Here is an 11,806-nt window from a genome sequence, read left to right as displayed (position 1 = left end):
AGTAGATGTCACCCAGCGACAGGTCCCAGTCCTGATCATTGCCGCGCGAGATGGCGATCGACAGGCCGTCGAACCCGATCAGGGCTTCCGAGATGTCTGTGACGCCGTTCTTTTGGCACAGCTCGTATTCCGAGGCCTTCATGGCACGCGATGCGCCGGTGATGTCGGCGGTGTTTTCACCGATGCCTTCGCAGAAGATTTTCATGCCGCCGCCGGTACCGGTCGATTCGACGATGGGCGAGGCTGCGCCGGTGTTGTTGGCGAACTGCTCGGCGACGGCCTGGGTGTACGGGAACACGGTCGAAGATCCGACGATGCGGATGGCGTCGCGCGCCGAAGCAGCAGACGCAGCAATGGCGGTGATTGCCAGAACCGAAGCGGTCAGTTTGATGGTGGTCATGGTCACTCCTGAAACTCAGCTTTGGCCGCCCCCTGCGGCCTTGGCGACTGCTCTAAGCGGGACGTGCGACGCTTATGTAACGGCAGTGTAACAGTTTCATGACAAAGCGCGCAGGGTTCGGGTTTTTGCGGGATCTCCTGCGCCGAATCCTGCTGAAATGGAGATGAGGCGGCCCAAATGACACCTGGCGTGCAGGGAAAATGGCCCCATACACACAAGTGAATGGACTCGGCGCCCCGATTCGAGGATCTTGGTGATCCAGTTTCGAATCATACCGATGGCCGGGTGACAGGAGCGTTGATATGCTGACCAGACGACACTTTGTTGCGACATCGCTTGCCTTGTTCTCGCAGCCGATTCTGGGTGCGTTGCCTGCCTCGGCCGCGACCGCGTCTCAATGGGCAGCATGGGATGCGCAGGTCACGCCGGCCAATTACGATCCGGCCGCGTCGAACCCCTGGGGGCTGCATCCGCGGTTCCTGCCCCGCCGGGTTCAGACCAACCGGCCGCTGAAACCCGGCGACATCCATGTGGATGCGGTGGCGCGGTATCTGTATTTCATCGAAGATGGCGGTACCGCCATGCGCTACGGCGTGGCCATCGCGCGCGGTGATCTGTACGAGCCCGGAACCTATACGATCAAACGCAAGGCTAAATGGCCGCGCTGGACGCCCACCGCCGACATGATCCGCCGCGACCCGCAGGATTATGCCCAGTTCGCCGACGGCATGCCGGGCGGGCCGAAAAACCCGCTGGGGGCGCGGGCGTTCTATCTGTATCAGGGCAACCGCGACACCTATCTGCGCATCCACGGCACGCCTTATCCCCGGTCAATAGGTGGCCGCGCCAGTTCAGGCTGCGTGCGCATGGTGATGGCGCATATCATCGGCCTGTATGACCGGGTTCAGCCCGGCGCCACGGCACATCTCTACCCGCCCGAGCAGCCGATCACGGCCTCGGCCTGATCAGGCGCGGGCGCAGATCGGGCGCCCCTCGACGGTTCTGAGCGGCAGATAGGTCGTCTCGACCGGGCCGACATGGCGGTACCAGTAACACCCATCCTCGGGCATGATCCGAACCGCGTTCAGGTTCTGGCCGGGCGCGGCAATTGCGATCACCCCTTCGGGCACCTTGGCCAGGTCGCCGGGCGCGGACGCGCCGGACATCGACGCGGTTTCCGTGCAGGCGCCCACTGCCAGCAAAACTGCCGCATATTTCAAGTCCGATTTGGCCAACATCGTGTACTTCCCCGTGCTGTTTCCCGGTCCGTTTGCCGCACAAAGTTGCATCCTGACGCGCGCAGTTCAATTCGCTGCGTACAATAGGTGTGACAGCGTGGCTTTTCTGCGCAGGGCGTTGCGAACAAATTTGGGTTGACCTTCCAGCGCGGTAAGGCGGCAGAAGACGCGCAAACCGCGAATGCATCTACAACCAAGTGAAACGAGCCGATGAACAAACTGACGCTTTTGATTGGCGGCGTTCTGATCGCGGGCGCTGCCGTATTTGTCTACAACTTCAACCAGCAGCCTACGGGCCATTCGATGGCGGTGCCCGATACGTCGTCGCTGTCGCAGGGGGAACCAATCGCGCAGGTCCGGGTGCCGGCGACGTTCAGTGCGCAGGCGCAGATGGGAAAGGTTGCCTTTGACGCTAAATGCGCAGCCTGCCATGGAATGAATGCGACGGGGCTGGAAGGGCTGGCGCCGCCGTTGGTACACAAGATCTATGAGCCCAGCCACCACGGGGACGAGGCCTTTCAGCGGGCGGTTCAATATGGTGTTCAGGCCCATCACTGGCGCTTTGGCGACATGCCGCCGGTCGCTGGCTTGACCCGTGCAGACGTGCAGGGCATCGTTGCCTATGTCAGGGAACTGCAGCGCGAGAACGGGATAGACTGAACCTTGCACAGCTGGGCGGACAGGATGATCGGACGGTGGCTTCTGGCCTTGGGCTTGGTCTTGGCCGGTGTTCTGGTGTTCTCGGAACCCGCCTTGGCGCATGGGGGCGATGGGGGTACACATGCCGTCGTCGATCTGGAAGCATCCGACCCCGACCATGTCGAACAGGGCCACCCGGGTCATTGCCACGGCGGGGCATTCTGCAACGGCGTGGCAATGACCGTGGCCGCGCCCGTCGTTTCCGCTCTGGTATCAAGGATCAGCCGCCGTGCCATCCCGCCGGGCCGGTACCGGATTTTGCCGGTGGCCCTGTTCGATCCGCCCCCGCCGCGCGCCGTGTCCTGAGTCACGAAAGGCCCCTTTCGGGGGCGAGTTGAAGCAGACAAACAGGACAAGACGATGACCCTTTCAAAACTGACGACAGGAGCCGTGCTGGCGTCGATGATCGCCGTAACCGCCCTGGCGCATGGTGGCGCCACCGGGATCGTGAAGGAACGCATGGACGGTATGTCCGCCATGAAGGACGCGATGAAGACCCTGACGCCGATGATGCAGGGCAAGACACCCTATGACGCCGCCGCAGTCCGGCGCGCGGCCGAGACGATCGGGCGCCATGCCGGTGACAGCATGACACGGCTGTTCCCCGAAGGCAGCGACGGCATGCCCTCCGAGGCCAAACCCGAGATCTGGCAGGACTGGGAAGCCTTCGCCGAACTGGCCGAGCAGCTGCAGACCTATGCCGAGGGGCTGGTCCTTGCGGCCGACAACGGGCTGATGATGGCCGGTGCCGGTCAGGGGTCCGGCATGATGGGCGGATCGGGCATGATGGGTGGCGCCTCGATGATGGGGGGCGGGGCCATGATGGGCGGAACCCCCGGGCGCGAGGAGCTGTCCGAGATGCCCGCCGATGGCGTGTTCATGATGCTGGGCCAGAACTGCTCGGCCTGTCACACGCGGTTCCGGTCGGAATAGGGTGCCACGATGAAACGCATCTATCGCTTGGGCCTTGCCTCTGCCGTACTGGCTGCGGCGGGGCTGGCCGCCGTGGTCGCGTGGCCAATCGGTCTGACGCCGCAACTGCCCGAGCTGACGGGCGACGTTGACCGCGGGGCCTACCTGGCGCGGGCGGGCGGCTGCATCGCCTGCCACACCAATTTCGCCGAGGGTGGCGCGCCCCTGGCCGGCGGCGTCAAGCTCGAAACACCCTTTGGCACGGTGTATTCCCCGAACCTGACCACAGACCCGGACCACGGCATTGGCGGCTGGTCGATCGAGGAATTTGCCAAGGCCGTGCGTCAAGGCGTGGCGCCGGACGGGCAGCCCTATTACCCAGCCTTCCCGTACCCGTTCTACGCCGATTTCACCGATCAGGACATTGCCGACCTGTGGGCGGCGTTCCAGACCGTGCCGCCGGTGGGCACGCCGTCCCGCGCGCAGCAGATGGCCTTTCCCTTCAACCAGCGCTGGGGGCTGAAACTGTGGCGCGCGGCGTTCCTCGAGCCTCCGCGCACCGATCCGGTCCCCGGCAAAGGTGATGTGTGGAACCGCGGCCGGCTGCTGGTCGAAGGCGCCACTCACTGTGCCGCCTGCCACACCGGGCGCAATCTGTTTGGTGCCCGCAAATCGGATACCGAGCATTTCAAGGGCAGTGATGCACTGCCGGGCGGGGACAAGGCGCCGGCCATCGACTATGAAACCCTGCAGAGGCTGGGCTGGACGGTCGACAACCTGGCCTATGCCCTGCGCACCGGCATTATGCCCGACGGTGACGTATTCGGCGGTGCCATGGGCGAGGTCGTGACCTACGGCACCAGCTTCCTGACCGAAGCAGACCGCCGCGCCATGGCCACCTATTTGTTGGACGACCATGACGGATAGTGAAAAGGTGGAGCCGCGGGGCCATCCGCGCAGGACGACATTGCCCTGGGTGGCGCTGACGGCCGCCGTCGTGATGGGTGCTGCTGGCGCCTTTGGATGGATTTCAGGCGCTGACCTCAGTGACGAACCCTCCGATCCGGTGCGGGGGGCGGTGCTCTATGCCGAGAACTGCGCCGCGTGCCACGGGGCCAACCTTGAGGGTCAGCCGGACTGGCAGACGCCCGACGCCAACGGTGTTCTGCCGGCCCCGCCGCATGACCGCACCGGCCATACTTGGCATCACGGAGACGGTATGCTGTTCGCCTATACCAAGCTGGGCGGTGCCGAGACGCTGAAACGCATGGGCGTGACCGGGGTACAAAGTGGCATGCCCGGTTTCGCCGATACCCTGACCGATGCAGAGATCCGAGACATCCTCGGTTTCATCAAATCCAGTTGGACGGAACGCGAGCGCGAGATGCAGCAACTGCGGACCGAGGCCGAAGACGGCGGACCTTTCGAGGACTTTCGCTGAGTGCACCTTGACCTTCCACCTGCTGGAACCCTTATGTAGCGGGTCAGCAGCGATTCAATGGTGACGACATGACCCAGATTTCACACGCCCGACTTCAGGTTCAAGGAATGAACTGCGCCTCGTGCGTCGGCCGCGTCGAGCGAGCCCTGAAGGCCGTGCCCGGCGTAGAGGACGCCTCGGTCAACCTGGCCAGCGAAAGCGCCCAGGTCGATTTCCACGCGCCCGCTGACCTGCCGACCATCCTCGGCGCGCTCGAGGCGGCCGGGTATCCCTCCGCGATCGAAGAGGTCACGCTGGACATTCAGGGAATGAACTGCGCCTCATGCGTGGGCCGCGTGGAACGGGCGCTGTCGGCGGGGCAGGGGGTCGTGGCGGCCTCGGTCAACATGGCCTCGGAAACGGCCACGGTCCGCTATGTGGCAGGCTCCACCACGCCCGAGGCCATAGCCGCGCTGGCCACGGCGGCGGGCTACGCCGCCACCCTCCGAGACGCGGCACGGCCCGAGCCCGAGGACCGCAAAACCGAGGAAATCCAGCACCTGGCCCGGCGCACAAGCTTTGCCGCGATCCTGGCTCTGCCTGTCTTTGTTCTGGAAATGGGCGCGCATGTCGTTCCCGGAATGCACCATCTGATTGCCCAGACGATCGGTCTGCAGACCAGCCACCTGTTGCAATTCGTACTGACCACGATCGTTCTGTTCGGGCCGGGGCTGCAATTCTATACCAAGGGCTTTCCGGCCTTGTTCCGGGGCGCGCCCGACATGAACTCGCTGGTCGCGCTGGGGACGGCGGCGGCCTATGGGTACTCGCTGGTGGCGACCTTTGCGCCCGATCTTCTGCCGGCGGGCACCGCAAACGTCTATTACGAGGCGGCGGCGGTCATCGTGGTGCTGATCCTGCTGGGCCGCTTCCTCGAGGCGCGCGCCAAGGGCCGCACCGGTGAGGCGATCCGCAAGCTGGTGGGGCTGCAAGCCAAGACCGCGCGGGTCGAGCGCGATGGCCGCGTGGTGGAACTGCCCGTCGATCAGATCGTCGTGGGCGACATAGTGCATGTCCGCCCCGGCGAGAAGATCCCGGTGGATGGCGCCGTGCTGACCGGGCGGTCCTATGTGGATGAAAGCATGATCACCGGCGAACCGGTGCCGGTCGAAAAGGCCGAGGGCGCCGCCGTGGTTGGCGGCACCGTGAACGGAACGGGGGCGTTGACCTTCCGGGCCGAAAAGGTCGGGGCCGACACGATGCTGGCGCAGATCATCCAGATGGTAGAACAGGCACAGGGGGCCAAGCTGCCCATCCAGGGTCTGGTCGACCGGATCACCCTGTGGTTCGTTCCGGCCGTGATCTCGGTTGCCGTGGTGACGGTTCTGGTCTGGCTGCTGTTCGGCCCGGACCCGGCGCTGAGCCTGGCGCTGGTGGCCGGGGTCTCGGTTCTGATCATCGCCTGCCCCTGCGCCATGGGTCTGGCCACGCCGACCTCGATCATGGTGGGCACCGGGCGTGCGGCCGAGATGGGTGTGCTGTTCCGCAAGGGGGACGCGCTGCAGATGCTTCAGGAAGCCACCGTCGTTGCGCTGGACAAGACCGGCACGCTGACCGAGGGCCGGCCCGAACTAACCGACCTGATCGTGGCCGACGGCATGACCGAGGACGCGGTGCTGCGCCTTGTCGCCGCGGTCGAGGCCACGTCGGAACACCCGATCGCAACCGCGATCACCCGGGCCGCCGAGACCCGCGGGCTGACCCTACCCAGTCCCGAAGGATTTGACTCGATCACCGGGTACGGGGTGCAGGCAATGGTCGAAGGTCACCGGGTTCTGATCGGCGCCGACCGCCTTATGGCCCGCGAGGGGATCGAGATCGGCGGGCTGGCAGAGCGCGGCGCGAACCTGGCCGCCAAGGGGAAAACGCCTCTCTATGCCGCGATCGACGGGCGTATCGCGGCGGTGATCGCCGTGGCCGATCCGATCAAGCCCGGTACGCCTGCCGCCATCCAGGCCTTGCATGACCTGGGTCTAAAGGTCGCGATGATCACCGGTGACAACGCCGCTACGGCCCGGGCCATCGCCGCGCAACTGGGCATCGACCACGTGGTCGCCGAGGTACTGCCCGAAGGCAAGGTGGCAGCGCTCGAAAGCCTGCGCGCAGACGGAGGCAAGCTGGCCTTCGTGGGCGACGGCATCAACGATGCGCCCGCGCTGGCGGCGGCGGATGTGGGCATTGCCATCGGCACCGGCACCGACATCGCGATCGAGGCGGCTGACGTGGTGCTGATCTCCGGTGACCTGACCGGCGTGGTCAACGCGTTCGACATCAGCCGACGTACCATGCGCAACATCCGGCAGAACCTGTTCTGGGCCTTTGGTTACAACACGCTGCTGATCCCGGTGGCCGCCGGGGTTCTGCACCCGTTCGGCGGGCCGCTTCTGTCGCCGGTTCTGGCCGCGGGCGCGATGGCGCTGTCCAGCGTTTTCGTCCTGTCCAACGCCTTGCGGCTGCGTTGGGTGAAACCGGCCCGAACACCACACGACGCTCCCGAAGAAACCCGCATCCTGACGCTCAACCCGGCCAATGCCGACTAGACAAGGAGGGAACCATGAATATCGGAGATGTCGCCGAGCGCTCGGGCCTTCCGGCCAAGACCATTCGTTACTACGAAGACATCGGCTTTATCAAACCCCGGCGCGGCGCCAACGGATACCGGCATTTCGACGAAAAAGAGCTGCACAAACTGGCGTTCATCGGCCGCGCCCGGTCGCTGGGCTTTACCATCGAAGACTGCCGGACGCTTTTGGCACTGTACGAGGACAAGCGTCGCGCCAGCGCCGATGTAAAGCGCATCGCCAAGCAAAACCTGAAGGAAATCGACGCGAAGATCGCCGATCTCAAGGCCATGCGCGCCACGCTGTCTCACCTGGTCGCGGAATGTGCCGGCGATGACCGCCCGGATTGTCCGATCTTGAATGACCTTGGGCGGATTTGACCGCATCCGTCTGCGACACATTCCACAGGATGGTGGCGGAAACCCGCGTCGTCCGGTCTCGTTTGTCCTCGACATCACTCCAGAAGAAGCCCAACGCCGACATCAAGGCGTTGGGAAGGAACATCCACCTCTGCGAACAAGGCTTTGTAAAACGCTCGTTCGGAAACGGGGCGCAAGTTACGAACCGAGTTTCGGCCCAACCCAGTGTCCCGAACAGAGCGTCTTTTGTTAGCCCACCCGGTTGACTTGGCTTTGCCGATACCCAATTTCCGCGGCCTACGCATAACAGAGGTTTGCCGAAATGAACCGTATCCTAGCAACCGTTCTGGCCTTGGGCCTGGGCACTGCCGCAACCGCCGAAACCCTGCGCGTGGGCATGTCGGGCGGGTATTTCCCCTTTACCTTCGTTAAGCAGGACGTGCTTCAGGGCTTCGAGGTCGACGTCATGAACGCCGTTGGCGAAAAGACAGGGTTGGACATCGCGTTCGAGACCATGTCGTTCTCGGGCCTGATCGGCGCGCTGGACGCGGGCCGGATCGACACGATCGCCAACCAGATCACCATCACCCCCGAACGCGAAGCCCGGTTTGCGTTCAGCCAGCCCTATGTGATCGACGGCGCGCAGGTGGTCGTGCGCAAGGGCAACGACACCATCAAGGGGGTCGAAGATCTGAAAGGCCACACCGTCGCCGTCAACCTCGGCTCGAATTTCGAGCAGCTTCTGAAAGAACTGCCGTATTCCGACGAGATCGAGATCAAGACCTACGAGGCCAACATCGCGCAGGACACCGCCTTGGGCCGTGTCGATGCCTTCGTGATGGACCGCGTGTCCTCGGCCCAGCTGATCGCCGAAAGCCCGCTGCCGCTGGAGCTGGCCGGCGCGCCCTTCTCGGAAATCCGCAACGCCCTGCCGTTCCGCGATGACGCGGAAGGCCGGGCTTTGCGCGACCGGGTCGATGCGGCGCTGACCGAGCTGAAGCAGGACGGCACCCTGGCGGAAATCTCGGTCAAGTGGTTCGGAACCGACATCACGGCGAACTGAAGCCATGCGGGGATTGGACCTTGAATATATGCTGGGGCTGGTCCCCGTCATCTTGGGCTATGTGCCGCTGACGCTGGCGATGGCTTCGGCCGCCATGGTGCTGGCACTGGTTCTCGCGGTGGCGCTGGCGGTGGAACGTGTCTTTCGCGTGCCTGTGCTGGATCAGCTGGTGCTTCTGTTCATCAGCTTCTTCCGCGGCACGCCGCTGCTGGTGCAACTGTTCCTGTTCTACTATGGGTTGCCGCAAGTTCTGTCTTTCCTGACCGCGATTGACGGGGTGACCGCCGCGATCATGGGGCTGACGCTACATTTTGCCGCCTACATGGCCGAAACCATCCGCGCGGCGATCATTGGCGTCGATCGCAGCCAGTGGGAAGCAGCGCAGTCCATCGGCATGACCCAAGGCCAGTTGATGCGGCGGGTGGTCCTGCCGCAGGCGGCCCGCGTGGCGGCTCCGACGCTGGTCAACTACTTCATCGACATGATCAAGGGCACCTCGCTGGCCTTCACCCTCGGCGTGACCGAGATGATGGGCGCTGCCCAGAAAGAGGCGGCGGGCAGCTTCCTGTATTTCGAGGCCTTCCTGGTGGTCGCCGTCATCTACTGGATCATGGTCGAAGGTCTGAGCCAGGCGCAGAAGGTCCTCGAGATCCGACTGAACAGGGCATATGCACGATGATCCGTATCGAAGGACTGACCAAACGGTTTGGCGGCACCGCCGTCCTGAACACCATCGATCTCGAGATCGCAAAGGGCGAGCGCGTCGTCGTCATCGGTCCCTCGGGCACCGGGAAATCCACGTTGCTGCGCTGTATCAACTTTCTGGACACGCCCGACGCGGGCCGCATCACGGTCGGAGGCATTTCGGTCGATGCGACACGGGCCAGCCGTGCCGATATTCTGGCCCTGCGGCGCGCGACTGCCTTCGTGTTCCAGAATTACGGCCTGTTTTCACATCGCACCGCGCTGGAAAACATCATGGAAGCGCTGGTCACCGTGCAGAAACGCCCCCGCGCCGAGGCCGAGGCGCAGGGCCGTCGCATCCTGAAGGAAATCGGTCTGGCGGAAAAGGCCGACAGCTATCCGGCCAGCCTGTCGGGCGGACAGCAGCAACGTGTGGGGATCGGCCGCGCCATGGCGATCGGGGCGCAGTTGATGCTGTTTGACGAGCCGACCTCGGCGCTGGATCCGGAATGGGTCGGCGAGGTGCTCGACCTCATGCGTTCGGTCGCCGCGCAGCGCCAGACCATGTTGATCGTCACGCATGAGATGCGTTTTGCCCGCGAAATCGCCGACCGGGTGATCTTCATGGAGGGCGGTCGGATCGTGGAACAGGGCCCCCCGGCACAGATCTTCGATGCGCCGAAAGACCCGCGTTTGCAGCGGTTTCTGGCGCGCGTCAGTGCCTGACGACGCGGCCCCGCCCTCGGGGGCGCAAAGCCCCCTGTCCATCGCGCCACGATCGGGCGTGGTCCCTGCTCACAGCTGCGACCCGATCGGCAGCAGGCTCAGGAACCCTGCAACGATGTGATCCCAGGCGCTGCCCGTTGGCTCGGCATCATATTCCAGCACCGTTCCGTCGGCCGCACGGGTCCGCCAGGTCAACTGCCCGGCTGGCCCCAGCGTGACCCGGTACGTATAGGCGGGCAGCGCGTCGTCCAGCGCACCGATGGCCTGTTCGGTCAGGGCGAGCGAGTCGATCAGTATTCCCATCTCGGTGTTGATGTTGACCGAGCGGGGGTCCCAGTTGAACGACCCCACGAACAGGTATCGATCATCAATCGCGAAAGCCTTGGAATGTAGCCCCGACCGAGACTGCGCCCAGTTGATGCCCTGTCGCTGCTGTTGATAGTTGTCGGGTCGCAGTTCGTACAGATCGACGCCGCCGCGCAGCAACGGTCTGCGTTTCGTGGCGTAATGGGCATAGACGGGAAGCACATCGTTCGATGCCAGCGAATTGGTGACGACCCGGACATCGACGCCTCGGCGCTCGAGTGCGGTCAGCCACCGGACACCGCTGTTGCGGGGCACGAAATAGGCCGAAACGATGGTGACCTCGGATTTTGCTGTCTCGAAATACGGCAGCAGTTGCGCGGCAAGGATCGGATCCGCTATGTCGGCGCCGGCTGCCTTGGCAGGCGGGTCCGCATAGAGTCGGGCCGGCACCCAATCCAGCGAAAGGGCCCCGTCTGCAAAGTTTTCCTGCGCCGACCGGCGCAGCGCGGCGCCATAGGGTGTCCGCTTCGCGTCTTCGACCAATTGGCGCAACCGGTCGCGGGCGGCGGCAAGGCTGAATTCCGGCGGCTCGACAACCGCGCGGGCGGGCACCGCGAACGGGCTGTTCCAGTAGGCATCGAAGCTTTTGGAAACTTCGGTCACCACCGGCCCCGCAGCCAGCACATCGAGATCGGCATAGTTCATTTCCTCGCGCGCGAGAAAATACTCGGCCCCGATGTTCCGCCCGCCCACGATGGTAAACAGATTGTCGGCCGTCATGGACTTGTTGTGCATCCGTCGATTGATCCGCTTGAAATCGGTCAAACCGGCCACGACCAAGCTTTGATCGCGCCAGAACGGGTTGAACAGCCTGATTTCGATGTTTTCGTGCAGGTCCAGTGCGGCGGTCATCGCGTCATAGCCTGCGGTGTCCATATCATCCAGCAACAAGCGGACGCGCACTCCGCGATCAGCCGCCTGAAGAAGGCTGGCTGCAAAAAGATGCCCCGTCGGGTCGTCATGCAGCAGGTAATATTGTGCGTCGATCGTGCGTTCGGCGGCGGCCGCCATCAACAGCCGAGAGACCAGCGCCTGTTCTCCATCGCTGACAAGTCGCACGCCCGAGCGCCCGTCCCCAGGGTCGCCCAACCGGCGCGCCGCGCGTCCCAGTTTGCTGTCTTCACGGGCGGGCTGATAGTTGGACACCGTCTTTTCGTACATGCGCTCCTTGGGTGCGCAGCCAAGCAGCGCGACCAGACAGACTAGACCGGCTATGATTTGCCGCAGCTTCATGCAGACCCTCCCTTCGCAGGGTCTCAGATGACACTGCCACGGCCCCCTGGTTCAAGCCCCTTGCGGATCAGCGGTGCAGGTTTTC

The 11,806-nt window shown here is 64.1% G+C and carries 14 protein-coding genes; 11 read left to right on the top strand and 3 right to left on the bottom strand.

What is annotated here, in order from left to right; all coding sequences use genetic code 11:
• Window positions 1–400 (bottom strand): substrate-binding domain-containing protein (locus AC2FME_RS17360; RefSeq protein ID WP_496801103.1); only part of this gene is annotated, 400 nt, incomplete at its 3' end.
• A 302-nt stretch (window positions 401–702) separates the two neighbouring features.
• Here AC2FME_RS17360 and AC2FME_RS17355 point away from each other — a divergent pair.
• Window positions 703–1,365 carry a L,D-transpeptidase gene (locus AC2FME_RS17355; RefSeq protein WP_496712002.1) on the top strand — a complete coding sequence of 221 codons (663 nt, stop codon included), beginning with the start codon at window positions 703–705 and terminating at the stop codon, window positions 1,363–1,365.
• Here the strand turns inward: AC2FME_RS17355 and AC2FME_RS17350 are convergent, their stop codons facing one another.
• Window positions 1,366–1,638, bottom strand: a complete 273-nt coding sequence (locus AC2FME_RS17350) for a hypothetical protein (protein ID WP_496685579.1) — start codon at window positions 1,636–1,638, stop codon at window positions 1,366–1,368.
• 210 nt (window positions 1,639–1,848) lie between these two features.
• Here AC2FME_RS17350 and AC2FME_RS17345 point away from each other — a divergent pair, with 210 nt between their 5' ends.
• The 10 genes from AC2FME_RS17345 (at window position 1,849) to AC2FME_RS17300 (ending at window position 10,122) form a co-directional block, all read left to right on the top strand.
• Complete coding sequence (locus AC2FME_RS17345) at window positions 1,849–2,298, top strand: c-type cytochrome (protein WP_496683079.1); 450 nt, start codon at window positions 1,849–1,851, stop codon at window positions 2,296–2,298.
• Window positions 2,299–2,322: 24 nt separating this feature from the next.
• Window positions 2,323–2,643 (top strand): hypothetical protein, encoded by a 321-nt coding sequence (locus AC2FME_RS17340; protein WP_496801102.1) that lies wholly within the window; start codon window positions 2,323–2,325, stop codon window positions 2,641–2,643.
• A gap of 54 nt (window positions 2,644–2,697) precedes the next feature.
• Window positions 2,698–3,270, top strand: coding sequence for a c-type cytochrome (locus AC2FME_RS17335; RefSeq protein ID WP_496801101.1), 573 nt, complete (start codon window positions 2,698–2,700; stop codon window positions 3,268–3,270).
• A gap of 9 nt (window positions 3,271–3,279) precedes the next feature.
• Window positions 3,280–4,176, top strand: coding sequence for a c-type cytochrome (locus AC2FME_RS17330; RefSeq protein ID WP_496801100.1), 897 nt, complete (start codon window positions 3,280–3,282; stop codon window positions 4,174–4,176).
• A gap of 73 nt (window positions 4,177–4,249) precedes the next feature.
• Complete coding sequence (locus AC2FME_RS17325; protein WP_496685748.1) at window positions 4,250–4,690, top strand: c-type cytochrome; 441 nt, start codon at window positions 4,250–4,252, stop codon at window positions 4,688–4,690.
• Between the two features lie 68 nt (window positions 4,691–4,758).
• Window positions 4,759–7,269 carry a heavy metal translocating P-type ATPase gene (locus tag AC2FME_RS17320; RefSeq protein ID WP_496801099.1) on the top strand — a complete coding sequence of 837 codons (2,511 nt, stop codon included), beginning with the start codon at window positions 4,759–4,761 and terminating at the stop codon, window positions 7,267–7,269.
• A 14-nt stretch (window positions 7,270–7,283) separates the two neighbouring features.
• The gene (cueR, locus tag AC2FME_RS17315; protein WP_496683096.1) at window positions 7,284–7,670 is read left to right on the top strand and encodes a Cu(I)-responsive transcriptional regulator; all 387 of its coding nucleotides are present in this window, start codon (window positions 7,284–7,286) and stop codon (window positions 7,668–7,670) included.
• 301 nt (window positions 7,671–7,971) lie between these two features.
• Entirely contained in the window at window positions 7,972–8,712 is a 741-nt protein-coding gene (locus AC2FME_RS17310) for an amino acid ABC transporter substrate-binding protein (RefSeq protein WP_496713711.1), read from the top strand.
• A gap of 4 nt (window positions 8,713–8,716) precedes the next feature.
• The gene (locus tag AC2FME_RS17305; RefSeq protein WP_496685590.1) at window positions 8,717–9,391 is read left to right on the top strand and encodes an amino acid ABC transporter permease; all 675 of its coding nucleotides are present in this window, start codon (window positions 8,717–8,719) and stop codon (window positions 9,389–9,391) included.
• Window positions 9,388–10,122: an amino acid ABC transporter ATP-binding protein gene (locus tag AC2FME_RS17300; protein WP_496727615.1), complete on the top strand. Its 735-nt coding sequence runs from the start codon at window positions 9,388–9,390 to the stop codon at window positions 10,120–10,122. The genes AC2FME_RS17305 and AC2FME_RS17300 overlap by 4 nt, the downstream gene beginning before the upstream one ends.
• 69 nt (window positions 10,123–10,191) lie before the next feature.
• Here the strand turns inward: AC2FME_RS17300 and AC2FME_RS17295 are convergent, their stop codons facing one another.
• Window positions 10,192–11,721 carry a phospholipase D family protein gene (locus AC2FME_RS17295; RefSeq protein ID WP_496801098.1) on the bottom strand — a complete coding sequence of 510 codons (1,530 nt, stop codon included), beginning with the start codon at window positions 11,719–11,721 and terminating at the stop codon, window positions 10,192–10,194.
• Between the last annotated feature and the right edge of the window lie 85 nt (window positions 11,722–11,806).

The sequence above is a fragment of the Ruegeria sp. BHSC026 genome (assembly GCF_059613065.1).
The sequence above is the reverse complement of the archived record's forward strand: the minus strand, read 5'-3'. Positions and strand labels throughout refer to the sequence as shown.